General features: G+C 34.9%; 26 protein-coding genes. 21 read left to right on the top strand and 5 right to left on the bottom strand.

The features are described 5' to 3' along the window. Positions 1-182 precede the first annotated feature (182 nt). The 10 genes from PWU04_RS01420 to PWU04_RS01375 all read left to right on the top strand — a co-directional run bounded on the left by PWU04_RS01420 (position 183) and on the right by PWU04_RS01375 (position 13,051). Positions 183-1,670: a sodium:solute symporter family transporter gene (locus PWU04_RS01420; RefSeq protein WP_274474016.1), complete on the top strand. Its 1,488-nt coding sequence runs from the start codon at positions 183-185 to the stop codon at positions 1,668-1,670. Then, positions 1,667-3,172, top strand: a complete 1,506-nt coding sequence (locus PWU04_RS01415; RefSeq protein WP_274474015.1) for a class I adenylate-forming enzyme family protein — start codon at positions 1,667-1,669, stop codon at positions 3,170-3,172. Before PWU04_RS01420 ends, PWU04_RS01415 begins: the two co-directional genes overlap by 4 nt. After that, the gene (locus PWU04_RS01410) at positions 3,169-4,113 is read left to right on the top strand and encodes an alpha/beta fold hydrolase (RefSeq protein WP_274474014.1); all 945 of its coding nucleotides are present in this window, start codon (positions 3,169-3,171) and stop codon (positions 4,111-4,113) included. Before PWU04_RS01415 ends, PWU04_RS01410 begins: the two co-directional genes overlap by 4 nt. A 2-nt stretch (positions 4,114-4,115) precedes the next feature. Next, complete coding sequence (locus PWU04_RS01405) at positions 4,116-5,558, top strand: hypothetical protein (RefSeq protein WP_274474013.1); 1,443 nt, start codon at positions 4,116-4,118, stop codon at positions 5,556-5,558. A gap of 136 nt (positions 5,559-5,694) precedes the next feature. Further along, positions 5,695-8,181 (top strand): TonB-dependent receptor, encoded by a 2,487-nt coding sequence (locus PWU04_RS01400; protein ID WP_274474012.1) that lies wholly within the window; start codon positions 5,695-5,697, stop codon positions 8,179-8,181. Positions 8,182-8,194: 13 nt separating this feature from the next. Next, positions 8,195-8,977: an alpha/beta fold hydrolase gene (locus tag PWU04_RS01395; protein WP_274474011.1), complete on the top strand. Its 783-nt coding sequence runs from the start codon at positions 8,195-8,197 to the stop codon at positions 8,975-8,977. Next, positions 8,970-9,740 (top strand): 3-hydroxybutyrate dehydrogenase, encoded by a 771-nt coding sequence (locus PWU04_RS01390; protein WP_274474010.1) that lies wholly within the window; start codon positions 8,970-8,972, stop codon positions 9,738-9,740. Before PWU04_RS01395 ends, PWU04_RS01390 begins: the two co-directional genes overlap by 8 nt. Before the next feature lie 355 nt (positions 9,741-10,095). Then, complete coding sequence (locus tag PWU04_RS01385; protein WP_274474009.1) at positions 10,096-10,248, top strand: hypothetical protein; 153 nt, start codon at positions 10,096-10,098, stop codon at positions 10,246-10,248. Between the two features lie 99 nt (positions 10,249-10,347). Further along, positions 10,348-12,366 carry a tetratricopeptide repeat-containing sensor histidine kinase gene (locus PWU04_RS01380; protein WP_274474008.1) on the top strand — a complete coding sequence of 673 codons (2,019 nt, stop codon included), beginning with the start codon at positions 10,348-10,350 and terminating at the stop codon, positions 12,364-12,366. A 10-nt stretch (positions 12,367-12,376) separates the two neighbouring features. Beyond that, entirely contained in the window at positions 12,377-13,051 is a 675-nt protein-coding gene (locus tag PWU04_RS01375) for a helix-turn-helix domain-containing protein (RefSeq protein WP_274474007.1), read from the top strand. Between the two features lie 171 nt (positions 13,052-13,222). Here the strand turns inward: PWU04_RS01375 and PWU04_RS01370 are convergent, their stop codons facing one another. Beyond that, positions 13,223-13,732: a DUF456 domain-containing protein gene (locus PWU04_RS01370; protein ID WP_274474006.1), complete on the bottom strand. Its 510-nt coding sequence runs from the start codon at positions 13,730-13,732 to the stop codon at positions 13,223-13,225. Positions 13,733-13,871: 139 nt separating this feature from the next. Here PWU04_RS01370 and PWU04_RS01365 point away from each other — a divergent pair, with 139 nt between their 5' ends. After that, positions 13,872-14,348 (top strand): hypothetical protein, encoded by a 477-nt coding sequence (locus PWU04_RS01365; RefSeq protein WP_274474005.1) that lies wholly within the window; start codon positions 13,872-13,874, stop codon positions 14,346-14,348. Between the two features lie 3 nt (positions 14,349-14,351). Here the strand turns inward: PWU04_RS01365 and PWU04_RS01360 are convergent, their stop codons facing one another. Genes PWU04_RS01360 through PWU04_RS01350 form a run of 3 tightly spaced genes read right to left on the bottom strand, consistent with a single transcriptional unit; the run spans position 14,352 to position 17,320 of the window. Further along, a complete protein-coding gene (locus PWU04_RS01360) occupies positions 14,352-15,236 on the bottom strand; it encodes a porin family protein (RefSeq protein ID WP_274474004.1) in 885 nt (294 codons plus the stop codon). 54 nt (positions 15,237-15,290) lie between these two features. Beyond that, a complete protein-coding gene (locus tag PWU04_RS01355; RefSeq protein WP_274474003.1) occupies positions 15,291-16,418 on the bottom strand; it encodes a glycosyltransferase family 2 protein in 1,128 nt (375 codons plus the stop codon). Next, the gene (locus tag PWU04_RS01350) at positions 16,406-17,320 is read right to left on the bottom strand and encodes a hypothetical protein (protein ID WP_274474002.1); all 915 of its coding nucleotides are present in this window, start codon (positions 17,318-17,320) and stop codon (positions 16,406-16,408) included. Before PWU04_RS01350 ends, PWU04_RS01355 begins: the two co-directional genes overlap by 13 nt. 76 nt (positions 17,321-17,396) lie before the next feature. Here PWU04_RS01350 and PWU04_RS01345 point away from each other — a divergent pair, with 76 nt between their 5' ends. From PWU04_RS01345 to PWU04_RS01300, 10 genes are all read left to right on the top strand, one after another. Continuing rightward, complete coding sequence (locus PWU04_RS01345; protein ID WP_274474001.1) at positions 17,397-18,047, top strand: outer membrane beta-barrel protein; 651 nt, start codon at positions 17,397-17,399, stop codon at positions 18,045-18,047. After that, positions 18,047-18,598 carry a crossover junction endodeoxyribonuclease RuvC gene (gene ruvC / locus PWU04_RS01340; RefSeq protein WP_274474000.1) on the top strand — a complete coding sequence of 184 codons (552 nt, stop codon included), beginning with the start codon at positions 18,047-18,049 and terminating at the stop codon, positions 18,596-18,598. Before PWU04_RS01345 ends, ruvC begins: the two co-directional genes overlap by 1 nt. A 30-nt stretch (positions 18,599-18,628) precedes the next feature. Beyond that, positions 18,629-19,753: a radical SAM family heme chaperone HemW gene (gene hemW, locus PWU04_RS01335; RefSeq protein ID WP_274473999.1), complete on the top strand. Its 1,125-nt coding sequence runs from the start codon at positions 18,629-18,631 to the stop codon at positions 19,751-19,753. A gap of 12 nt (positions 19,754-19,765) precedes the next feature. Continuing rightward, complete coding sequence (locus tag PWU04_RS01330) at positions 19,766-20,515, top strand: cyclase family protein (RefSeq protein ID WP_274473998.1); 750 nt, start codon at positions 19,766-19,768, stop codon at positions 20,513-20,515. Between the two features lie 21 nt (positions 20,516-20,536). After that, complete coding sequence (locus PWU04_RS01325) at positions 20,537-21,169, top strand: DUF4230 domain-containing protein (RefSeq protein WP_274473997.1); 633 nt, start codon at positions 20,537-20,539, stop codon at positions 21,167-21,169. Between the two features lie 41 nt (positions 21,170-21,210). Next, on the top strand, positions 21,211-21,573 hold the full coding sequence (locus PWU04_RS01320) for an MmcQ/YjbR family DNA-binding protein (RefSeq protein WP_274473996.1): 363 nt from the start codon (positions 21,211-21,213) through the stop codon (positions 21,571-21,573). Between the two features lie 189 nt (positions 21,574-21,762). Further along, entirely contained in the window at positions 21,763-22,578 is an 816-nt protein-coding gene (locus PWU04_RS01315) for a hypothetical protein (protein WP_274473995.1), read from the top strand. 141 nt (positions 22,579-22,719) lie between these two features. Next, entirely contained in the window at positions 22,720-24,321 is a 1,602-nt protein-coding gene (locus PWU04_RS01310) for an aldehyde dehydrogenase (NADP(+)) (protein ID WP_274473994.1), read from the top strand. Positions 24,322-24,395: 74 nt separating this feature from the next. Continuing rightward, positions 24,396-24,974 carry a PhnA domain-containing protein gene (locus PWU04_RS01305; protein WP_274473993.1) on the top strand — a complete coding sequence of 193 codons (579 nt, stop codon included), beginning with the start codon at positions 24,396-24,398 and terminating at the stop codon, positions 24,972-24,974. A 211-nt stretch (positions 24,975-25,185) separates the two neighbouring features. Further along, complete coding sequence (locus PWU04_RS01300) at positions 25,186-25,464, top strand: STAS domain-containing protein (protein ID WP_274473992.1); 279 nt, start codon at positions 25,186-25,188, stop codon at positions 25,462-25,464. A gap of 8 nt (positions 25,465-25,472) precedes the next feature. On the opposite strand, the gene PWU04_RS01295 is transcribed toward PWU04_RS01300, so the two are convergent. Continuing rightward, a complete protein-coding gene (locus tag PWU04_RS01295; RefSeq protein WP_274473991.1) occupies positions 25,473-26,573 on the bottom strand; it encodes a DUF4407 domain-containing protein in 1,101 nt (366 codons plus the stop codon). Positions 26,574-26,677 lie beyond the last annotated feature (104 nt).

Below are 26,677 nucleotides of genomic sequence, written 5' to 3'. Positions count from 1 at the left end.
TTCACTCAAAACTTTTTAGATTATCTTTTTTATTAAAGTCGTACTTGTCTGTGGTGGCTTAATTCTAGGGTTTTCTTTGTTTTTTATTAGTTTTTCGTAAAAGTCGCATTGATATTGTTTTGTGTTGGTGTAGTATTTTATTTTTTATTTTTTTTATTTGTTAAAACATTAAAAAATAATCAATGATTGCTTCTAATGATTGGGTGTCATATATGTGGATACTTTTGATTTGCTATGCTTCACTTATTCTCTTGTTTGTAGTGCGAGGGGCTAAAAGAGCCAAAAGTCTTTCCGATTATGCTATTGGCAATATTGGGTTTCCTTCTTGGGTTGTAGGTTTGTCTTTAGCTGCTTCTATGACAAGTGCAGCAACGTTCATTATAAACCCAGGTTTTATTGCTTTGTATGGAGTGTCAGGATTGATTTCATTTGCAGTTGTAATGCCTATAGCCATTTTTGTCTCATTAATACTGTTTACCAAAGGTTTTGCTAAATATGGTAATGTTGTAAAAGCGAATACCATGGCTCAGTGGATAGGTAGTAGATATAATAGTAAGAGGTTTTCTTTTTTTTTCGGTATAATCGCATTGCTGCTCATTACCTTCATAGTTTTAATTAATGTTGGAATTACCCAGGTTATTTCTAAATCATTAAATGTAGATCCTTTTTATGTCCTTCTTGGTTTGACATTTTTTGTTTTTGGTTATATGATGTTTGGTGGGGCAAACTCCATGGTGTATACAAATACCATTCAGGCGCTGATAATGTTTGTGGTAGCTATCATTCTGATTTCATCTGGGTCGGAATATTTTGAAAATGGAATTTCAGGACTAATGAGTCGTTTGTCTGAAATAGACCCCAACCTAGTTACTCCAACCAATAAGGAGAGTTTTTTGTTTAGGGACTATTTCGAAATTGTCCTTGCTCAGGTAATCATTGGAATAGCTATTGTTTGCCAGCCTCACATCATTACAAAATCCCTACTGCTTAAGGATAAACAAAGTATAAACTTTTATTTGGGTAGTGGTATTGCATTTATGTCTGTTTTTTTTCTGGTAGTAGTAGTTGGTCTTTATGCGAGGCTTTCTTTTCCGGATCTCAGCTTGGGGGGAAGTGTCCTAAAAATGGATGAAATTGTCCCAACTTATGTGGTTACAAAGTTTTCGGTTGGAATAGGGATGGTAATAGTTATAGGTTTAATTTCTGCTGGACTATCTACTTTGGAGGGTTTGATTCAATCTTTATCTATAACGGTTACATCTGATATTTTGATGCCGATTTTCAAGGGTGCTGTTAAGAATACAGTAATGGTGAATAAAATTGTGATAGTGGCATTGGCGGTTGTTAGTTTTTATTTGAGTTGGCAACAAATTAAAAGTCCGGATGTAAGTGTTGCTATTTTTGCACAGAATGGAGTGTATGCCTATTTTGCTGCAGCATTTGTGCCAGTGTTTTTTGGGGTTTTTTTGAAGGAGGTGCCATTAGTGGCTGTTTTTGTGGCTAGTATAACAGCTATAGTAGTCCATTTTGGAGTTTATTACGGAAGGTTAACCCCTTATATGCAAGAGCCGGTAAATAACCCTGGAGTTTCGGCAGCAATAGGAATATTGTTTTCTATAGGTATTGGCTATTTAATTTATGGATTCAATAAAAAGTTTGTAATGTCATGAATACATTAGACTGGATAGGTAAATGGGCAGCCTATACACCGGACAAAGTTGCAGTTACGTGCTATTCAAATAATGAGAAATATACTTATGAGCAACTTCATTTATATGCAAATAGGTTAGCTCTTCAGTTACAAAAACTAGGGTTTTATGAGGGGGATAGAGTAGCTGTTTTAGCAGAACATGGACCCGAATATATTGTTTTGTTCTCTGCTTGTCAAAGGTTAGGGCTTATTTTGGTGGCATTAAATTACAGGATGTCATCTAATGATCTAAAGAAATTATGGGGGGATTGTAGTCCTAAAATTTTGTTTTACAGCCTTGCTCAAAAAACAAAGCTAGAAGAATTAGGAGATAATGTAAAATATAAAGCAACTATAGAAAGCCTTAAAAGCCTCTACTTGAGCGGTGACTTTTCCGGTTTTCCTGAATACAATATTAATGAAAACAACCCGCTGTTTATTTTTTATACATCGGGAACAACCGGTACTCCAAAAGGTGTTGTTTATACAAATAAAATGTTGTTTTGGAACAGTTTGAATACTTCCATGCAACTTGGGATTACTTTTAGGGATTCAACCTTAAACGTATTGCCTCCTTATCATACATCGGGTTGGAATATTTTTATAACACCCTTGCTTCATAAAGGAGGGCATGTGGGAATGCTTTCAAAGTTTGATCCCGATGTAACCCTTCGGTTAATGGAGCAAGAAAAGGTGACTCTTTTTATGGGGCTTCCAACAATGCTTCAGATGATGCAAAAATCAAGGGTTTATAAAGAAGTGTCGTTAGGCAGACTAAGGTATATTATTTCGGGAGGAGAAAAAGTAAATGAGTTACTGGTTTCCGATTGGAATAGAGAAAAAGGAATATTTATTCGTCCGGGATATGGTCTTACCGAAGCAGGACCAAGTATAACTTCATTACATCATAAAATGTCACTTATAAAGCCCAATTCTATAGGGAAACCTAATTTTTACCTCGAAGTAAAGATTGTAAACGATAAGAATGAATTGGTGAAATACAATGAAATAGGGGAGTTATGTGTTAAGGGTGATATTGTCACTCCTGGGTACTGGAATAACTCAAATGCTACAAAAGATAAGATAAGAGGAGGGTGGTTGCATACCGGTGATTTAGCTTATGAGGATAAGGACGGTTTTTTATACCTGAAAGGACGTAAAGATGATATGTATATCTCTGGGGGAGAAAATATTTATCCACAAGAAGTAGAGGATGTTTTAGAGCGAATAGACGGGGTTGCTAGGGCTTCGGTTTTTGGAGTTGAAGATGAACAATGGGGGTATTGTGGTATTGCATTTATCGAGATAAAAAATAATGGTGTTACAGTAGAGGGGGTTCGCGAATATTTGAGGAAGAATATGACTAGATATAAACACCCAAAACATATATTCGTTATGGAAGATATTCCTTTAACTAGTTTGAGTAAAGTTTCTAGAAAGAAACTTAGGCAGTACTATAGTTCACTAAAAATAGAGGTATGAAAAAACCGATTTTAAATCTTTTGTTTTTTATGTTTTCGTTGTTTTCAGTTTCACAAAATACAGCATCAGGAATGAGGGAAGTTCTCTCTGAATATGAATATGAAACCAGGTTTGTAAAGTTGGATAGCTTGGAGGTTTCTTTTATTAAAGAAGGTAGTCACTCTCAAACCATTCTATTTGTTCATGGATTAAGCAGTAACGCCGATGCTTGGTCTAAAAATATAAAGGTGCTTAGTAAGCAATATTCTTGCGTAGCTTTGGATTTACCAGGGTTTGGAAAATCCTCAAAAGTTAACACAGAGCATACTCCAACTTTTTTTGCGGAAGTCATCCATAGGTTTATTTCAGAACTAGGTTTAAATCAGGTGGTTCTCGTCGGTCATTCAATGGGAGGGCAGGCAGCAATGAAGTTGGCTTTGACTTATCCTGAGGATGTAAGTAAATTGGTGTTAATTGCTCCTGCAGGAATAGAACAGTTTAGCGAAACAGAATCTCAATTATTGACAAATGCAATAAGAAAGGATGCCGTAATGCAAACATCAGATGAACAGATTGCCAAGAATTATGAGTTGAATTTTTATGAAATGCCTGGTGATGTGGAAAAAATGATTCAGGATAGGAAGAACATCCGGGCGTGCTCAGATTTTTCCCAGCATTGTGAAGCTATTAGCAGTAGTGTTCGGGGGATGTTGTCAGATCCCGTTTTCAATAGTCTTTCTGATATAGGTCAAAAAACATTGGTTGTTTTTGGAGAGCAAGATTATTTAATACCCAACAAGTATCTGCACCCTAAGATGACCACCAAAGAAATTGCCGAGTTGGCGGGGGACATTATTCCAAATGCTCAAACTGCTCTTGTAGAAAAAGCCGGTCATTTTGTGCAGTTTGAGAAACCAGCTGAAGTAAATGCTTTGTTAACGAAGTTTATTGAAAGTTTTTAGGGATGAAAGTCAAGCTGAAAAAATTCACGGAGTTTAGCAGGTCGTTATTGCCAAATGAGGCTAAGTATCTTGCGTCATTAGAAAGCAATATCACAGATTTTGAAAAAAATCAAATTCTTAAAAAGTTAATTAATAATGCAGTATCCGAGGATGAAACAGAAAAGTTTGATGTTTCGATAGATAAAAGAAAATATACCTACATAAAGACTTGGATAGAGCGTAAGTTAAGTGATATAGATGTTGATCGCGCTATTGTCTCATTACTAAATTTGAGAAGAAAAATCTTGACAGATTCTATTGATTATCAGGAAGAGGTTGAGTTTTTGAGGTATTTGTCTAATTACGAAGGGATAGAGTATTATTTCCAGAACTTATATGAATTGGCAAAAGAATACCAATCTTATTTGTTAATCCGAATGAGGTATAAGGATCATGAAATTGTTAATAGCTTTCTAAGTGATTATGAGAGTCATTATAACAAGGCGAAACTAATCCATGATAGACTATACCAGGCAACTGGGGAAATTACCAGTCAATATACACTTAATGACAAGGAAACTAAATATTGGGAAAAATGGTTGATTAAAGTGTTTCGTACCAAATCCATAGATGGTAAAAATCGTTATAAGGCATTTGTCTTGCTGACTTTTATGTATACTAATTACAATGAAAAGGGAAAACTAGCTTCGATATTTGATGAAATAGATTTGTTTTTTAGTCAAGGCGAAATGTACTCTAGGAGGCTATTGTCTAATTATTACGCCAATAGGGTATTAATGCATTCTAAAAATAATGATTTAAAAAAAGCCGAATACTATGGTTTTCTCTCCATACGTCAACGAAATGATGACACCTTAATGTATTTGAACAATTTAGTGGCAATTACATTACGAAATAAAAAAGTTGATCTTTCCTGTTCTTTGTTGGATGAATATCAGGATCTCTTCGATTCTACACACAATAATCATCATCGAATAGGGTATATATCTTATAAAGTAAGAGCTCTGGCTGGTCTCGAGCGTTTTGAAGAGGCTGAATCACTAGCTAAAAATTTTTTAAAAACTAATAGGGAAGAAGTTTTAAATCACAGATGGCATCATTTCTTTACTTCTTACATAAATGTTTTAATCCTTCAAGAGAAGTATTACGACGTTCTTAAACTAACCAGAATTTATGATTTAAAGGCGAGAGAGAATTTTAGACGTAAAAAAAGTAACTATGTTCCTAATATTTCGTGGAGTATTTCCTTGGCTAGGTATATGGAAGGAGAGATAAATTCTTCAAGGTTATTGGTTGAGATTAAAGAGCCTATTAATACTATTAATCCAACATCTAATCAAAAGTACTTAATGGTTCAGGTAATCAACACCCTTTCGAATAATTTGCCAGATGCATTCTTGAATTTAAAGTCTCACCTAGAACAAAAAGAATGTTTGCTGCAGTAATCAGTAGTTTTTGCTCTTATTTTTTATTTTTTAGGAAGAAAGTCACATCTGAATTACTTAAATTTTGAATATGTGATGTTCATATTTCATAATAGATTGCTCACACTAATAACTAAACTTAGAAAACTATTTTATTATGAAGAATATTTTTTCTCTAATACTGTTTTTAGTGTCAGCCTTAGTCCTGGCACAGGAAACAGGTAGTATTGAAGGATTGACTTTAGATGTCAATGATGTTCCTGTAGCTGGGGCAAATATCCAAATTAAAGACCTAAACAAAGGAGTAGTTTCCGATTTTAACGGAAAATTTTTCATGACCAATATACCTGTTGGAACTCATGAGTTAACCTTTAGTTATATTGGATTTGAAACAATTACCCAATCTGTTATTGTAGAAGCTAACCAAACTAGTAGTGTTTCCGTTGTATTAAATGAGTCTGCTAGCGAATTGTCGCAAATAGTAATTTCTGCGGGAAAGAAACCCCAAAAAATAACAGAGGTCCCTTCAACAGTAGCTGTTATTACCTCTCAGGAGATAGATGAACATGTAGGGTTTAATTTAGGAGAATTAGCCGCTTCACAAAAAGGAGTTGATTTTGTTAGAACAGGGGTTTTGGGGACCGGATTAAATATTAGAGGTTTTAACTCAGCTTTTAACTCCAAAAATCTTCAGGTTACAGACGATCGGCTTTCAACCCTAATAGCTACGGGGCTTCCTATGGGAACTTTTTCGACGGTTACAGCTGATGATGTTGAACAAGTAGAAATTTTATTAGGCCCTAATGGAACCCTTTATGGTCCTAACGCACATAATGGATTGGTAAGCACAAGAACAAAAAATCCTAGAACATCGGAAGGAACCACTTTTGCTGTTGGGGGAGGAAATCAAAGTGTGATAACAGCCAGAATGCGACATGCTCAAGTAATAAACGATAAATGGGCATATAAGGTTCATTTTGAAAGATCGCAAGGAGAAGATTTCGATTATGTAGATACGGTTTATGTTGGAACTGAGTCGTATAAGGAATTGGAGCTAGATAGGGATTTCAATACTCAAAAGTATGGAGGTAGTATTTACTTTAAACCTAGCGAAAAATCTGAAGTAGTTGGTTATTATGGTCATAGCAACAATAATAATTTAGCCGTGACTAATGCTGGAAGAAATCAAATTAAAGATTGGAGTATAGATGTTGCACAATTAAAATATACATCAAAGCATTTGTTTGCCAACGTTTATTACACTTGGAGTAATACTGACGATACTTATGCAATAAACCAAAGGACACAAAATTATGTGTCTTTTATAAACAATGGTTTTTCAGAAGAAGAGGCTTTAGAGCGATCGTACACAGAACAATGGTTCCCTACAGGGCCTGGCACGGGAGTTGCTATTCCTAGGGGGGCTGTGTTTAAAGATGCCTCACAACGTTTTAATTCTGAGTTGCAGTACAATAATAATTGGAATAGCTTCTATTTAACTACGGGAGCGCAATATCAATTGGATATGGCCGACTCTAAAGGAACCTATTTGCTTGATGAAGGGGGGATAGATATTGGTCAAGTTGGTTTTTATGCTCAAACAGAGTATAAGTTTGAAGAAACGGGATTTGGCGTCTTATTTGGGGCACGAATAGATAACCATGACCTTTATGGTACTAATTTCCTTCCTAAAGCGGCCATTACAAAAAACCTGGGTAGCGGTCAAATAAGAATGACCTATGGGCAAGGAATGGCAGTACCGTCCATACTAAATTTAAAAGGAAATTTATTTGGGGGGTTAATTATTGGTAACGGTGAAGGCTTTACCTTGTCTAATGGTTCTAAAGTAGATCCGCTTGAGGTTGAGTCTATTAGTACATTTGAATTGGGTTACAAAGGTAAAATTGCAGATAAATTGTTCTTAGATGCCAACGCCTATTATAATATGTCTGAAAATTTTATAAGTCCATTAAGAGCTATTACCGATGCAGCTAATGGAGTAACCGTAACACAAGTTGGTGACCAACCAATTGGTGATGTGGTTCCAGGTTCCGATGGTTCTTTTATTTTAACTTATCAAAATTTCGGTAAGGTGGATACTTATGGTATAGATATAGGTTTGAATTACTATTTCACAAATGCGTTTAGGGCATCTGCAAACTACTCTTACTTTGGAAGGGATTTGGATAAAAACGATCCAAAGAACGACGGGAACTTAGATGGGCAAGTCTTAGAATCAGAGCTGCCTATCAATACACCTGCAAACAAGGTTAAATTAGGGGTTCATTACACAAGTAAGAAGTTCTTTGGTTCTCTTTATGGACGATGGGTTCAGGATTACGATTTCTTCTCTGGAATTTATGTGGCTGCAGAAACTCAGGACTTAAATGGTGATGGTGTTAATGACGTTATTGAGAACGCTCAAAATGGAAGGTCTTGGAACTATGGGCCGTTAGGAGGGTTCACAGTAGATATGAATCTTGGGTATAATATTAAGGAGAATTTAACCGTAGGAGCAAATGTGACCAACTTGTTTAATGCAGATATTAGAGAATTTGTTGGTTCTCCTACGATAGGAACGCTTGTGTCCTTGGAATTGAAATACAATATTAATTTCTTCAATAAGCAAAAAGCTAAAATTTAAGTCTGCTTAGAATATGCCATTGTTAAAAGTTAATGACATTGACCTAGACTATGAGTTGGTAGGAGATGGAGACCCTCTTTTACTCCTGCATGGTTTAGGATCAACAAAAAAAGATTGGGACGAACAAGTCCCTTTCTTTTCAAAAGAGTACAAGGTAATAACGGTAGATTTGAGAGGGCATGGTAATTCGTCTAAGCCTTCTGAGAATTATGGTGTACCATATATGACCCAGGATATTAAACAACTTTTGGACCATTTATGTATCGCAAAAGTAACTGTTGTTGGTTTTTCTATGGGGGGAGCTATTGCCTTTCAATTGGCTTTCGACTTTCCTGAAATTATAGAGAATCTGGTTATAGTTAATAGTGGACCAGATTTTAATGATTTGGGAAGTATAGGGGAGGAAATGTTGGCATCTCGTACAAAAATGTTGCGAGAACAGGGGTTGGATACTCTGGCAGAAAAAATAGCTTATAATATGTTTCCTGAACATGGACAGGAAGAGCTTAGAAATGCCTTTGAACTTAGGTGTAAGCAGAATGATTACAATGCTTATTTAAATTCTTTTGTAACCTTAATGAGTTGGGGGATGGGAGAAAAAATCAAAGATATTAAGTCTAGAACATTGGTGATTGCATCAGATATGGATTATACTCCTGTAGAATTAAAAAAAACTTATGTAAATAATATGCCCAATGCAATTCTGACTATTATTCCCAATTCAAGACATGGTGTACTTATGGACCAGCCCAATCTGTTCAATAGGGAACTTTATAAATTTTTAAGAAATGGATAAAGTAGCTTTAATTACCGGAAGTACCAGTGGTATTGGTCTTGGAATAGCCGAGCACTTTGCCAAACATGGGTACAATATTATGTTTCATGGTTTGGAAACTGATGGCGCAAAAATAGCACAACGTATCGGTGACGTCTACAATGTTAGAACGGCATTTTCTAACGCTAATTTATTAGATCCTCTGAGTATTGAAAAGTTGGTGGGAAATACAGTTGAAATTTTTGGAGCATTACATGTTCTTATTAATAATGCGGGTATTCAGTATGTTTCGCCAGTAGATTGTTTTCCCGAAGATAAATACAGGCAAATAATAGATATAAACTTGAATTCAGTTTTTTATTCCTCAAAGAATGCATGGAAGTATATGAAGAGACAGAAATTTGGAAGAATAATTAATGTGTCTTCAGTTCATGGTATTCGAGCTTCGGAATATAAAACTGCTTATGTTGCAGCCAAACATGGTGTTATAGGTATGACAAAAGTTTTGGCTTTAGAAGGGGCGGCATGTAATATTACTGCCAATGCAATTTGTCCAGGGTATGTGAAAACCCCATTAGTAGAAGCGCAGATTGCCAATCAGGCTAAGGCTCATAAAATGACTGAAAATGATGTGATTTCTAAAGTAATGTTAAAAAAGCAAGCAGTAAAGGGATTTGTCCCAATTGAGGCCATTGCCGATATGGCTTTTTTATTGGCAAAAGATTCTTCCTCCACCATAACAGGTTCTACATTTACTTTGGATGGCGGTTGGAGTGCACAATAAATTGTAGATTTATTAGTTTTATTTTGTTTAATGATCCCGTGCTAGTCGTACGGGATTATTTCTTTTTTAATTCGAAGCATGTTATTTGTCGAAAAAATAAAGCTGTTTGTCGGTTTTTAGCTGATTTAAAAGAATTTTCCTATTATATTAGTACTCCCTTACTAACTAAACAATGATTTAGTTTTTTAATTAATCCATTTTGAAAGACAATTCGTCTCTTCATCCCTCATTTTAATTTAAGGTTTGCCCAGTACTTAACTGGGATAATTAATTGTCCATTCATCCCTCATTCGATCGGATATTCCGATCTAGTAATGTTTGTACTAAATTAATATCAACCATAAATAAAATTAAAATGAAAACCCTAAAAATCACTTTATTATTAGCTCTTCTTTTCACAGTTTTTACTTCTTGTGTTCAACAAGATCTTGACGAAGATGAAGTATTAGAAGATACTAATCAAACAGAGGAATTATTTACTGGAGGTGGTGTTGATGAAGAAATGTAAAAAGAAATAGATCTTTAAAAAACCCTTTGCAAATTGCAAAGGGTTTTTTTGTTGTTGCAGTTAAAAATTATGGTAAATTTGGGGAAATCCCAAAAATAATTGAATAGAGTTGCCTACATTATTCTTGCTTTATTTTTTTTAAGCAATCTTTTTGGTCAAGAAAAAACAATAAATAAGAAAGTCGATTCTTTAGATTGGTATTTGTCTAATGCCAAGAACGAGAAAAGATATTCCTTGGAAGAACGTTTAGACTTTACCTGGAAAGCCAAGAAGCTAGCGGAAAAATATGGAACAGAAAGCGACCTTTTGAGTTGTGATATTTTGCTGTCAACTATCTATTGGGAGCAAAAGAATCTAGATTCTTTTCGATATGCTAATGAAAAAGCATTGACGAAGGCTAAGCGATTAAAAGACACTTCGACACTTGCAAAAGCTTATTTTCTTAAAGGTAAATACTATAGGGGCTATCCCTTGACGGATAGCGCTTATTACTATTATCATAAAAGTGAAAAGTTATATAAATCACTAGGAGATAATTTTAATACGGCTATTGTACTACTTAGCATTGCTATTGTCCAAAAGAATGAGAAGGATTTTATAGGAAGTGAAGTTACTTCAATAGAATCCTTGTCCTTGCTTGAAGATGTCAGACAAACTGATGAAGTTAGAAGAGTCAAAGCATATTTATACAACAATTTAGGAATGGTTTTCGATCAACTTGAGCAATTTCAAGAATCGATCGAATATCATTTAAAAGCTTTTGAGTTAAAGAGAACCTTAGATGGAGATAATTTAGAGACCATTGATAATTCTAAAAATAATTTAGCTAGAGCTTATAAAAATTCAGGAGCCTATGCAATTGCAGCATCTAATTACAAGGAAATTTTAGATGATAAAGAGCTTAAGCATCGTAGGCCACCATTTTATGCTTTGGTTTTAGATAATTATGCCCATACTAAATTTTTAATGGGAGATTTAATGGAGTTACCTGAGCTTTATTTGAAAGCATTAAGGATTTGTGATAGTATTGGAGAGACTTATAACTCTATAATTATCAATCAACACTTGGCTGAATTCTATAATAGTAAAGGAAAAAAGGATTCTGCTCGTTATTATGGTTATGCCGCTAAAGATATTTCTCTTCAATATCATAATGACGATTTATTGGAATCCATACTATTGTTGTCTAAGATAGAGGATGATAGTTTGGCGGTTAAGCATTATAAAGATTATATAGCTCTTAACGATAGTCTGCACCAAAACGAGCGTGCTGTGAGGAATAAGTTTGCAAGAATTCGCTATGAGACAAGAGAGATTGAGCAAAAAAATAAACAAATATCCAAAGAAAAAAGTTGGTTAACCATTCTTTTAGTAGGAGTACTTTTAACTTTTGTTTTGATTTACATTATTGTTTCTCAAAGAGCAAAAAATAGACAGCTGCAATTTAGTCAGCAACAGCAAGAGGCTAATGAAGAAATTTATAATTTGATGCTTTCTAGGCAAGATAAAATCGATGAGGCCAGAATGCTTGAAAAAAGAAGGATTTCTGAAGAGTTACATGATGGTGTTTTAGGGCGTTTGTTTGGTACAAGATTAAGTTTGGATAGCCTTAACATGGTTAATTCTGAAGAGGCTATAAAAAATAGAGGAGTTTATATTGAAGAGTTGAAAAACATTGAACATGAAATAAGAAAGATTTCTCACGATCTTAACACAGATTTTATTTCAGGTTCTGGATACTTGGATATTGTTGATAATCTTGTTTCTACACAGACTGCAGCATATCAATTAGGGTATACTTTGAATCATAATGATAGTATAGTTTGGGATGAAGTTTCAAATAAAACCAAAATCCATTTTTATAGGATTATTCAAGAATCTCTTCAAAATATATATAAACATGCCAATGCCAGCCATGTAACTATCGACTTTACATTGGGTCAAGGTGTAATTTCGTTAAGTATTCGAGATGATGGAAATGGTTTTGATGTAAACCGGGCAAGAAAAGGTATTGGATTGAAAAATATAAACTCTAGAGTAAGTGAAATTGAAGGTGAGCTACAAATAGATTCAACCCCAAGCACTGGAACAATAATTTTAGTAAATGTCCCTATATAATCAGAAACCTATGACTGAAACCATACGTATTTTAATGACCGATGACCACCCAATGATTATAGAAGGCTATCAAAATACCCTAATGGCTAGCAAAAAGGATCATCAACATCTTGAAATAGATATAGCAAATACTTGTGATGAGTCGGTAACCTTAATCAATAGATCGGTTGCGATGGATAAGCCGTATGATATGTTGTTTGTCGATATCAGAATACCTCCCACAAAAGATGGAAAGATAAATTCTGGAGAAGATTTAGCAGTCTATGCTAGAAAAATCCTTCCTCAAACAAAAATAGTGATACTCACGATGTTCAACGAATCATTTAGGATTCATAATATTTTGAAAACAGTGAATCCTGAAGGTTTTTTGATTAAAAGTGATTTGACTTCTAGTGAATTGGCCAGCGCATTTCAGGCTATCTTATATAAACCACCATTTTACAGTGGAACGGTGAACAGTTATTTAAGGAAGACCGTAATGAGTGATATTGTTCTTGATGAAAAAAACAGAAAAATTCTTTATCTACTTTCCCAGGGTGAAAAAACAAAGAATTTGGCAGAGCAGGTAGGCTTGTCCTTAAGTGCAATTGAAAAGCGTAAAAAACACTTAAAACAGCTTTTTGCCGTTGAGGATGGCAAAGATGATTCTCTAATCGCAGAAGCCAAATCAAAAGGGTTTTTGTAGGAAAAAACGCTTTAAATTTTGTGGTTTTCCCGTAGTTTTATTCTATGGGTGCTATTTATATTTGTAATGTATCAACAATGCAATAGTTAATTAGTTAATCCTTTCACGAAAATATTTTGTTGATAGACAACCAACCTAAAAACCTTATGGTCCCTCAACCATAAGGTTTTTTTATAGGGTGAATATTTCAGACTTAAATTCCCAAAACACCTTAATAAAAAGACCTGAATAAACAATTGCAATAATAAATTTCAAAAAAGTGCCGGCAAGAAACCCAATAAAAGAGCCAAATGCTGCTTTTAGGGCGGTTTTTGAATTTGCTTTGTTAATGAGTTCACCGAGTAGGGCTCCTATGAATGGCCATACTATAATGCCAAATATCCCAAGTATAGGGAATATTATTGAAACTAAAAGCCCAATTGTAGTACCTAACATACCCGCTTTAGTACCTCCAAATCGCTTTGTTCCCATAGCAGGGATAACGTAGTCTAAAGCGAAAACGAAAACTGCGATTACCAATGTAATTACCAAGAGTGTCCAGTTGTTTGGTACTGCTTTGGTTAGGTAAAGAAGGAGTAGACCAACCCAGCTCAGTGGAGGGCCTGGTAAAACAGGAAGAAAACTTCCAAAAATGCCAAGAATAATAAAAACAAGACCTGAAAGAGCTAGTAAAATATCCATAAATCGGTTTTAGTGTTTGACAAAGTTAAAGAAGAAATGTTACTACTATATAAGAAAACTACCCCTATATCAATATGTTTGATAGTGACACTGTTTAAGTCATTTAAAAATTGTACTTTTCAATGTAAGAGGAAATATCATGAAACCAATAAGCTTGTTGTTATTTATAATGTTACTGAGTTCTTGTGAGTTTTATAACACTGAGAAAACTTCGTCAAAAGATATTCTAACAGAGGAGCTTCAATCTTTTAACTGGAAAGAAGTTGATGAATATCCTGCGTTTGAAACATGTAATTCTGTAGAGTCGCAGTCAGAAAGGAAAACTTGCTTTGAAAAAACCTTAACAACAAATATTGCAGATTATTTAAAAGAAAAACATATTGTTGTTACTCGAGATATTAATGATACAATTAGGATAAAGTTTGATATTTCTGATAAAGGACAACTTACATTATTGGATATGCAAAGTGATAGTCTTACCGTTTTTGAAATCCCGAACTTGAAGAGCTATATTGAGGAGAGTCTATCTGCCTTGCCTAAAATTTACCCAGCTATTAAAAGGGGGCAACAGGTAAAGACTCAGTTTACCTTACCTATAGTCATTCAGATGAATTAGGGGTTATAGCTTAATCTTATAACCTAGGGTAAAATCCAAAGGGAAATTTCCTTGGTTATCCAAAAAAATAGCGATGATTTTATTGTAAGAAAACATCAAAAAACCTTTTCCTACTCGATAATCTGCTCCCAGACCAAAACTTAGAGGGGCTTCAAGTCCAGATTCTTTTTCTTCGTAAGAAACATATGTTCCTGAATTAAAAGGGTCTTCATAAGTTACAGTCCTTTTTGAAAAAGTATAGGTCGCCATGGTTATATTCCCATAAACATTAAATTTAGTTCTGTTTAAAAAGCGATAGCGGTAGCCTACTTCCATTTGAGTGTCAGAATATTGAAATTCATTAGAATCGAAAGCATGATTGAGTCTGAAGAATAAAGAGTGTTTTGACATATAAACATGTTCGGAAACTTCAAATTCAGTTCCTAAATAGGGAACAATGGTGTTTTCTGGATTGTTTACATACGGTTGATTGGTGATCCCAGCGTAAGCACTAAGACGCATAGCGATTTTTACTCTTTCATTATTAACAACAAAATTAGTGTCAACCGTTGCATTGTATTCTTCAATATATTTTTTAAGTGAGGGAAGAGTAAGTTTTACATCTTCTGTTGAAAGGTTTGCTTCGGATGTAGCCTTACTTAAAACCGATTTATATTCTTCTTGATATTTTTTATCTGTGCCCTTTGTGTTTTTTAATTCAGAAATTGAGCCATCTTCAATACGAATGAAATATCTATATTGTCTGTCAATTGTATTCCAAAGTAAATCAATATTACCATCTACTGCGGTTTTCAGCTCTACGGTTTCGTTGTTTATAATGTATGAATTTTGGCAGAACATATAGCCGTTAAAGAGAACGGCAGCAATGAAGAGAAAAAATTTTTTCATTTGGTTTATATGGTTGTAGTCAAGTAAATCTAAAAAATAAAACTGAGATAGTAGTTATTTTTGAAATGTTCGTCCTTTCCATTCATATTTTGAAAACAAGGAACATATGCCTACGTAACAGCAGAAAAAAGGATATAGTATTGCTGAGGGAAGGTAACTTGAAAGGATTTGTTTTTGATTAAAAAAAAAGGCGGTTCGTTTAATTAAGATATAATCAACAATAACTTTTGAAATAGTAATTAGAGAAAATGCTTTCCATTGAGTAAGCCCAAAACATGAAAATACAAACAAAAAAACTAAAAAACTGTTTGTTAGCAACACTGTTAAGGCACTGAATTTACCAAAAAAACTATTATAGTTACTAGATTTTGCTGCCCATCGTTTTCTTTGCATTATAAGCCCAACCCAAGTTTTCTCTGGTTTGGTCATAACAATTGAGTCTCGTGATTTTAAATAATAAACAGATTTTTTGAATTTTGAAGTTATCTTTTCCAACAAGAATACATCATCTCCACTAGCTATATCAGTATTGCCTTCAAACCCACCTAGTTCTTTAAAAGTAGATTTTTTATAGGCAAGGTTTGCCCCGTTTGCCATAAAAGGGATATTAAGGCCAAAACTACCAATGGTTACTCCCTGTAAACTTAAAAAATCAATACTTTGAAACAGTTCCAAAAAGTTAGAATACCCATAATACGATACAGGTCCCGCAATACAAACAGTTTCATGGTTTTGTATAGAAGTATCATATCGCTTTAACCAGTTAATAGGTAGAATACAATCGGCATCAGTAGTTATAATCCAATCGTGATCGGCAATTTCGATAGCGGTATTTATTGCATCTTTTTTTGGGGAAGGAGATAGTCTTTCGTTATTAATTAACTTAATGTTTAAGGATGGGTTTTTATTTGAAAAAGATAAAATAATCGCTTCAGAATTATCCATAGAGCTGTCATTAACCATTATAATTTCAAAAAGTTGATGCGGATAATTTAATTCTTTCAAACTACCCAATAATTGAGGCAGATTAATAGCTTCATTTCTAAAAGGTATGATTATTGAAAAACTTGTTTTTTCTGTGGTTGTTGTGATAATAGGTTGTTTCACCATATTAAAACCATAGATTAAACTTCCTATCAATCCAATATATATAAAGGTAATGGTAGCTGTTATGAGTAACATAAATTGTCCTTTAAAGGGAGTTTAAATTTAAAAACATAATAGCTCCCAATTATTGCAGGCAAGGCACTGTTAAGTATCCATATAGATGTAACAGTGTTTAGTATTGGAATTTCTGGTACTCCTAATTGTGAAAATACATATACAGATACACTCCCTTTAATAGCGATATCCAGAATTGCTAAAGATGGAATCACCGAGCTAAAGAGATACATCACTGAAATAGCCATCATTGCTACTGAGTACTCTATTTTAACGTGAAAAAGTATAAGTAAAAAATAAAACTGAAATGAAAATACTAGATATCTTGATGCCGATAGGAGTAAGGTTGTATGGTAAGTGGATTTAGGGGTGTTTTTAACTAGTTTAAATAATTCCTCAATAAATGTTTGTTTGTAAAATATAATTAATAAAAAACAAATAACAGTGAGTAGGATTAAGTGAGTTCTATTTAAGTTTAGGAAGTTTATGGGAGGTAAATGTTTTTTTGTGTAGAAAAATAACCCTAGGAGGCCAAAGCCAAAAGTCGTAATCATTTGTGACGAATTACCAATTAAATTAGCTACTATGGCCTCCTTTTTCTTGTCTTTCGTAAAATATAATGTTTTAGCTCCATACTCTCCAATTCGGTTAGGTGTAAACAATGAGACGGTATACGCTCCTAGTGTTTGTTCTATTGCTTTTTTGAAAGGTATAGCATTAAAGCTCCATGTAAGTTGCTGCCACTTCTTAATCTCTAAAAACCAGTTGAGTACTGTTAGGGAGAAAAGAGAAAATAGGCTGCTACTTAAAAATAAATTGCTTTTAGTGTAGCTTTTTTTAAAAACTGAAACGGTAATTGTTTGATTGTGTTTCAATTTGTAATAGATAAAATAAAAAGAAGCAACAACGATAATTAATTTCATTGTTGCTAAAAAGATTTTTTTAGTTTTGTGCGTTATCTCTAACATAAACACAAATTAAACCATTTATTCAATTACAATGAACTTAACCTTAAAACAATTATTAGCAGTCATCTTTCTTTCTTTTGTTACTGCCCAAGGCTTTGCCCAGGCATCCATGGACGAATGGAAGTTACAAGTAGCCCTAGGAGTTAACCATCCTTTTGGAGAAGGCTATACGAATGGGTTCTATTCCCAAGATGTTAATTTTCCAACCATTCAATTAGGTGTTCAGCACCTGTTTACTGAAAAAATAGGAGTAAGAGCCGATTTGGGTTATAACAGGTTTAAAAACTTAGACGCAGAAACCTCACCAGAATTTAAAGCCAATTACACGAACTTAAATGTGCATTTTGTATATGATGTAACAGAGATTTTTCAGTTTATGTTGCCAAGGGATTTTAGTGCAACGGTTCATATAGGACCAGGTTACACCTTTACAAAGCCATTGGGTAAGTATGCCGATAATAATGAAAATTTTGCAAACTTGAGATTTGGAGGTCAGCTTCATTATGCTGTTTCAAGATCGGTAACCGTTTTTATGGATGGTTCCTATATATATAGTTTTGGAGAAAGAGACTATAGAAAAAACTCATCATTTGAAGATGGTTTTGCTGTAAAGGGAGATCTTGTTACCGCTTCGGTAGGAGTTTCTATTTCTGTTGGAAGCGATTGGTGTAAGTGTTATTAATGCCAGAGGAAAAGATAATATTAGGGATAGATCCAGGGACCACCATTATGGGGTTCGGACTCATTAAGATAGTAGGTAAACAAATGCAGTTTCTACAACTTAATGAACTAAATTTATCCAAGTACTCAGATCATTATTTAAAGCTTAAGCTCATTTTTGAGCGCACTATAGAACTAATTGATACATACCATCCTGACGATATTGCCATTGAAGCCCCATTTTTTGGTAAAAATGTTCAGAGTATGTTAAAGCTTGGCCGTGCACAGGGAGTAGCTATGGCGGCAGGACTATCTAGAGAGGTGACAATTACAGAATACTCCCCTAAAAAAATTAAGATGGCGATTACTGGAAACGGTAATGCCAGTAAAGAGCAAGTGGCCAAAATGCTTCAGAGCCTGCTCAAGTTGAAAACTTTACCCAAGAACCTGGATGCAACAGACGGATTGGCAGCTGCCGTTTGCCATTTTTATAACCAAGGCCGTTTAGACGTAGGTAAAAGTTATTCAGGTTGGGAAAGTTTTGTTAAACAGAATCAGGATAAGATTAGATAATTTCTCAGATATCTGCACTAAATTTGGCTCATGGCAGGTATCTATATCCATATTCCATTTTGTAAACAAGCTTGTTACTATTGTGATTTCCATTTTTCAACATCTCTGAAAAAGAAGGTAGCACTAGTGCATGCCTTGGTTAAGGAGTTAGAACTGAGAAAAAATGAGTTTTCAGGTATAACTGTAGAAACAATTTATTTGGGTGGAGGTACACCCTCTCTACTGACCAAAGAGGAATTAGAAGAAATTTTTCAAGTCATATATTCTAATTATAAGATTTCAGAAACTGCCGAAATCACACTCGAAGCAAATCCGGACGATCTTTCCTATGAAAAAATCAAAGAGCTTGACCAAGGTCCTGTAAATAGACTGAGTATTGGAATTCAGTCCTTTTTTGAAGAGCATTTAAAAGCCATGAATCGAGCCCATAATGCAAAAGAAGCTCAGGCCTGTTTGGAGTTGGCTACCCATTATTTCGATAATATTACAATCGATTTAATTTACGGTATTCCAGATATGACAGAAGAACAATGGCGAGAAAATTTGGATATAGCATTTGGGTTTGGTATTCCCCATATTTCGAGTTATGCACTTACCGTTGAGTCCAAAACTGCTTTGGAGACTTTTATTGAAAAAGGAACATATCCTCCATTATCTGAAGAGTTGGCATCAAAACATTTTGTGATTTTGATGGAAGAGACTGCTAAAAAAGGTATGGAGCATTATGAGATTTCAAACTTTGGTAAGCCCAACTATTTCTCTAAGCACAATACATCGTATTGGAAGGGGAAACCATATATAGGTATTGGTCCTTCGGCACATTCATTCAATGGAAAAGTAAGAAGTTGGAATGTTGCCAACAATACAAAATATATTCAAGCCCTTGAGGAAGGTAAGTTGCCAAGTGAATACGAAGAGCTTAGTTTGGCTGATAGATTCAATGAATACATCATGACAGGCCTTAGAACCGTTTGGGGCGTTTCGTTAGATTTCGTTAGGAATGAGTTTGGAGAACCAGTTTTGAGTCAACTTTTAAGTCAGTCTCAAAAACATATCGATAATGCTACTGTGATTGTTGAAAAAGGGTACTTAAAAACTACAGCAAAAGGTAAGTTTTTGTGTGATGGAATAGCATCAGACCTTTTTATGATTTAGTATATTTGGGTTATGATAGCAACAATTCAAGTGGGGTCTAGAAAGTACGATGTAGACTTTGCCCAACCCATAGATATTTCCATTGCTTTAAGAGCATCAAAAGATAACGTTAACGCTTGGTATGTTGATGAACCTACTATATCTCCAGTGACTATGGATGATTGGGTAGGTAGTGTAGAAGCGGGAGCTTCTACTAATTTCAATAATATTTCATTTAATCCTCACGCCCATGGAACACATACTGAATGTGTAGGGCACATTACAAAGGATTTTCATTCCATAAACCAAAATCTGAAAGCGTTTGTTTTCTTGGCCGAATTGGTAACGATTCCGCCAGAGAAAATAGAGGGGGATTTTGTTATTTCCAAAAAACAATTGCAGTACGCCTTAGGAAATAAAAAGCGAGATGCTATCGTTATTCGAACACTTCCAAACACTAAGGAGAAATTACACAAGCAGTATTCGCACACTAATCCACCTTATTTATTGGAAGAAGCTGCCGAATATCTTCGAGAAAAAGGGATTAAGCATTTGCTTGTAGATTTGCCAAGTGTCGATAAAGAAAAGGATGAAGGTAAACTGTTATCGCATAATGCATTTTGGAATACTTCTGGAAAGGTTCGATTAGATGCTACCATTACAGAGTTTATTTATGTCCCCAATACTGTTGAAGACGGTACTTATTTCTTAAATTTACAAATAGCACCTTTTGAAAACGATGCATCACCGTCTAAGCCGGTGCTGTATAAGGCAACCGAATAGTAACACTTAACCGGTCTAAACATGCAGGATTTATTGGTAGCTGTTCTGAGTTTAATCCTTGGCGTTCTTATTGCGCTTTGGGTCTTCTCTCTTTTTAGAAAGTATAAGAGTAAAGAGCTTACTCAAACTCAATCTGTTATTCTCATGGAGAAAATCAAAACGGTTTGCAAGCTAATTACAGTAGAGGGGGAATTTGCCGAAATTTACCATCACGAGAATATCAAGCAGCGGCTAATGGGGCTTGTTAACAGTAGAAAAAAGGCGTTGATTGTTATCAATGCAAAAGCCCATATCGGTTACGATTTAAGTAAATTGGATATCGAAGCCGATGATGCAAGAAGGACTATACGTTTAAAGCATATGCCTCAGCCAGAAGTGCTTTCCATTGAGCCAGACTTGAAGTACTACGATATCAAAGATGGTCTTTTCAATAAGTTCGCTCCAGAAGATCTAACTGTTCTTAACCAAGAGGCTAAAAAGCACATCATGGATAAAATCCCTGAAAGTGGATTGATGGAAACAGCCAAAAAGGAAGCGTTGGAGGCTATATTGATCATGAAAAATATCGTTGAAACTATAGGTTGGAATTTAGATTATTCAGCTTTAGAAATTGAGAACAATTCCAAGGAGCCAAAATCTATTTCAAACGAATGAAAGCAATCTTAATCTTGGAATAAAGATTGAAGCAAAGTTTTATGAACATCGAAGAATTACGCGAATACTGTTTAAGTAAAAAGGAAGTTTCGGAAGGCTTTCCGTTCGATAACGATACTTTGGTGTTTAAGGTTGCGGGAAAAATGTTTGTGCTTTCATCTCTAAAACGATGGGAAGAGGGCAAAGGGTCAATTAACCTCAAATGCGACCCTGAATATGCTTTAGAGCTTCGGGCAACATACCAGAGTGTGGTATCTGGGTGGCATATGAGTAAAAAACATTGGAACACGGTTAGAGTTTATAAGGGAGAACTTTCCAATGGTGTTCTTAAGTCTTTAATTGACCATTCTTATCAAATGGTAGTTAACGGACTTCCCAAGTACGTGCAAGAAAGATTGCGTTAAAATTTGTAAGTAACTTTGCGTTAGTGTATTAGGATTTTTTGTATTTTAGTGTAGCTTCTATCTTAAACTATATGAAATTCCGAAAAAAGGATTTTCTTAATAATTACGACTTACTTAATTGTATTGAGGTGTCCCAGATTTTTAGTTTTAAAAAATAATTAACCTTATACTAATTTAAAATTCAATATTATGAAGACAGTCGGCTATCGTGTTTATATTGCTATTCTAGCAATGGTTTTAATGTTTACTTCATCCTTTTCACAAGAAGATAAACGCCCTGAGTATATTACTGTGACTACAATGCATTGGAACATGAATAATGATAATTTTGACATGGATACATGGAAAGCAGTAGAAAAGGAATTTAAGGACAAGGTAACTAGTAAGAATGAGTACGTTCAGGGATCTTCTTTTTATATGCACTATTTTACACCTGATAACACTGAGCTTATTTATGTGCAAAGCTATCCTAATTGGGAGGCCATTGGTAAAGCTAGTGAGCGTAACGAAGAACTGATAAAAGCGGCTTGGCCGGATGAAAAGGCAAGAGGGGATTTTGAAAAAAAACGTATGGGGTACTATTCTGATTATCATTCAGATGAGATTTATGCCACTATGCCAAATGCAAAACTTATGGCTTCGCCTCCATCAAAAGATATGGTGCTTTATGTTAGAAAAAGTCATTTTGCTTTTCCAGATGACGGTTCCCAAAAAGAGTTTGAGGAATTAAGTAAAATGTATATTGAAAACGTGTTCTTCAAAAACGATTTAATAAAAGCTTACTACCCTAATGCCCATGCTTGGGGATCTGATAGAACTGAATTTGTTGAAGGTTTTTTACTTGATAACCTTACTGATTTGGAAGCTATGCTTGACAAAAATGATGAACTTTTTAAGGCTAAATGGTCAGATGAAAAGACTCAAAAGGAAATGGGTAAAAAAATGGGCAAGTACTTTACAGGAAAGCACGGGGATTATATTTATACCTACATTCATGGTATTTAAACCAAGTAAATTTTAGTTTAAAAAGGGATGTTCTAACATCCCTTTTTTCTTTTTAAGGAATTAAATGGTTATGCTTTGGTGGGAAGTAGTAATACTTCTAATTTCGTGTTTAAAGGATTTATGCTAGATAAATATTAAGTTATGAAAGAAAGTTTAATCACCGGGATGAACTATTTAGGTAGCTCTCTATCAGCTAAAGGAATGGTGACGTATAGAACATTTAATCCTATTATAAATGAGAATAACAAAACGGTATTTACCGAGGCAACGATAGAGGAGGTTGAAGAGGCCGTTGCTTTGGCTCAAAAGGCGTTTAATGTATATAAGAGCATTGAAGGTAAGGCTAAAGCAGAGTTTTTGATAACAATCGCGGATAATATTTTGGGTCTTGGCGATGCACTTTTGGAAATGTTTTGTTTGGAATCTGGCTTAACAAAAGAGCGTGCTGCGGTAGAGCGGACGCGAACTGTTTTTCAGTTGAAGAATTTTGCAGATTTGGTGGCCGATGGCTCTTGGATAGACGCTACGATCGAAACTGGTAATTTAGCTAGAAAGCCTAAGCCAAAACCCGATTTAAGAAAAATGTCTGTACCTCTTGGTCCAGTAGTAGTTTTTGGAGCCAGCAATTTCCCTTTGGCCTATTCTACAGCAGGAGGAGATACAGCGGCAGCTTTAGCTGCAGGTTGTCCAGTTATAGTAAAATCGCACCCTATGCATGCAGGAACTGGAGAAATGGTAGCTAAGGCGGTTATTAATGCGGCCAAAGCAACAGCAATGCCCAATGGAGTGTTTTCAAATCTTAACAGTAGTGGTATTGATGTTGGTGTTAATCTTGTGAAACACTCAGGAGTAAAAGCTGTAGGTTTTACAGGAAGTATAAAAGGAGGGAGAGCTTTGTTTGATTTGGCTGCAAAACGTGAGGAACCCATTCCTGTTTTTGCCGAAATGGGTAGTGTTAATCCTATAGTTCTTATGCCTAAAGCTATCGAAAATAGGCAAAGCGAAATAACTGACATGTTAACGGTTTCAATGACTCAAGATACGGGGCAGTTCTGTACTAATCCCGGATTGTTGCTAAGTATTAAAGGAGATGTTTTGGAGTCATTTAAGTCTGAGCTGGCAAACAAGTTAACTAAAGTAGCTCCCACGAGTATGTTGCATCCTAATATTAAGAGGTCCTATGAACTTAATTCTTCAAAGGCTTTGTCTCAAAAAGGTGTGGAAGTAATAGAACGGTTTGATGGCGATATACCAGTAAATTATGCGCGACAAGTTTTGGTGAAGGTAGATGGTGATGTATTTTTGAATAATCCAATTTTACATCAAGAAGTTTTTGGGCCATATGCAATTATTGTTGAGTGCTGTTCTGTGGATCAAATGGAAACATTAATTCGAAGGTTGGAGGGACAGCTCACAGGAACAATAATCGCAGAGGATGATGAAGTGATGAAGAATGCTCAACTTGTTGATGCTCTTAAAAGTCGTGTTGGGCGATTGGTATTCAATGGTGTGCCTACAGGTGTTGAGGTTTGTTCGGCAATGTTTCACGGTGGACCTTATCCTGCGTCAACCGATTCCCGATTTACAGCTGTGGGGGTAGATTCCATCAGAAGATGGGTTAGGCCCATTAGTTATCAAAATTGGCCGGAAAAATTTTTACCTGAAGCATTAAAAAATGGCAACCCGTTGAGTATTTTGAGGCGTGTCAATGGTAAGCTAACCAAAGAAACGATTGTTTCTTGATGGTTGGTTAGAACAAAAACATTTCTTGTGCCTACTATATTTTAGTTTATTTTTGTTGTCCATAAAAGAAAATTATGAGTTTAGAAAAAGATCTTCAATCCAGAAGTAATAAGAGTTGTGAATTATGTGGAGCTTCCGAAAAACTATCTGTTTTACAATTACCACCAGCTACTTCTTCAACATTAGATACATCAATTTTAGTTTGTAACGCATGTAAAACGCAAATTGAAAACCCAGAAGAGATTGATGCAAATCATTGGCGTTGTTTGAACGACAGTATGTGGAGTGAACATAAACCTGTTCAGGTTATGGCTTGGAGAATGTTAAATCGTTTGCGTTTGGAAGGTTGGCCACAAGATCTTTTAGATATGTTGTACTTGGATGATGAAACTTTGGAATTTGCAAAGTCTTCGGGAGACCATATTGATGAAGACGATGTGGTAAAACATCTTGATAGTAATGGTGTGGTACTAGAAAATGGTGATAGTGTTGTATTGATTAAGGATTTGGATGTTAAAGGGTCTAGTTTAACTGCTAAACGAGGAACTGCAGTGAGAAGAATTTCTTTAGTGCATGATAATCCGGAACAAATAGAAGGAAAAGTGGAAGGACAACACATTGTTATACTTACTAAATATGTAAAGAAGATTTAGTTAATTCTAAATGAAATTTTAGTAAAAAGACTTACTCATAATATTAATGTGTAAGTCTTTTTTTGTTATATAAACCTTTGAAAATCATACGGCAAAGGAACCTGTTTTTGGTCGAAATTATATGGTGGTTATCTGAAAAATCACCACCTTTATATAACGATTAATAGCGCTTAACTTGTAGGTAACCAAACAGAACAAACTTGAAAAAATTATGGCACTGGAGATCGTGAACCACAACGAAGCGTTTGAAGTTAAGGGGAGTCTTAACAAAAGCAATGTGAAAAAATTCCAATCACATTTTAAAAGTATACTTAAGAGGAACAATCGTATTGTTATCAATATTGATGAATTAGAGAATGTTGATAGCGAGGGCGTTTCTGCTTTCGAAGATCTGTACAAACAATCCCGACAGTTACAGAAAAAACTCTATATAACGGGTTTTGGCTGTAGGGATATGTATGAGCATCTAAGAACACTTAAGTTGTTATAAGTATGGTATTATAAGCTACTTTTATGTTGTTTAAAAAAGGCATCGGCCTGGAGTTGCATAAGCTCTCTGGCCTTTTTGCGCTTGTAGGTGTAGAGCTCTTCTTCTTGAGCAATATCTGCATATATCCTGTTGTTTATTTCCATATCAGTATTCAGTAGTGCTTTACGTTGATGCACATTTTGCTCTACTACGGTTTTTACAGCTGTTTCCTTATCTTCAAGCTTGAAATCGTATTCTCCTTTTGGGGAGAGAAGCTTGGCAAATATAGGAGAGGTTTCTATAGCTAAAAACAACAAGAAAATGAAAAATGATGGTAGCCAAGGAAGTTTTTCTAAAGCATTTACTCTAGCCATTAGCCCATCAAATTTATCAATTACGGGCTGAGTGTTGGCTACTTGATTTTTGTATTGACTTTGTAGTTGTGCAATCGATGTTTCCAAATTGTTTATTTTCTCTTTATTTGCCGTTTTAAGTTCCTGCAGTTCAGCAAGAGCAGCGTCATGCTTATCTCGTTTCTCTTTGTAAACAGGACCTTTTCCTAGTAATTTTGTTCCTTCTCTGCCTTCAGCTTCGGCAATATAGGTGCTGTACAAGTTGTTAACCTCATTCTCTTTTGTTGCAAGTTGATGTTCTAATTGTGTAATCTCATTTTTAAGAACCGTTATTTCAGGAGTGAATTGTTGAGCAATTTGTTCCTGATTGGCTAGCGTTAGATTATTTTTTTCTTCAAGTAGAGCCCTGTCGATTTCCTTTTCAAAGATTTTCAATTCAAGAGGCTTTGCTATGACTATTGCAATAATTATGGCCAATACAATTCTAGGAAGCGCTTGTATTGTTTCGTCAAGTTTGTTGTTTCGTTTCTTTATAGTTGAAACAATAAAGCGGTCTAAATTGAAGATAAGTAGCCCCCAAAGGAGACCAAAGACTACTGCTGTGAAATGGTTATAAAACACAGTATAAAGTGCGTATCCAGATGCAATTGTAGCCATTAAGGCGGTGAAGAAAACTGTAGCGCCAATACCTGCGTATTTATTTTGTTCTCCATTGGAGCAACTTTCAACGATATCCTTGTCTGCTCCCGAACAAAGAATGAAAAATTGTTTTAACATAATATGTGATATTTTTGATTGATGACTGATAATTAGAACGTTAAAAAACGTAAGATGTTTTAATTGCTTGGGTGAAATTAAAAATGTCGCTTAAATGCTATTTT

This window comes from Mangrovimonas aestuarii (genome assembly GCF_028767185.1).
In the GTDB taxonomy this organism is placed as follows: Bacteria; Bacteroidota; Bacteroidia; order Flavobacteriales; family Flavobacteriaceae; genus Mangrovimonas_B; species Mangrovimonas_B aestuarii.
The sequence above is the reverse complement of the archived record's forward strand: the minus strand, read 5'-3'. Positions and strand labels throughout refer to the sequence as shown.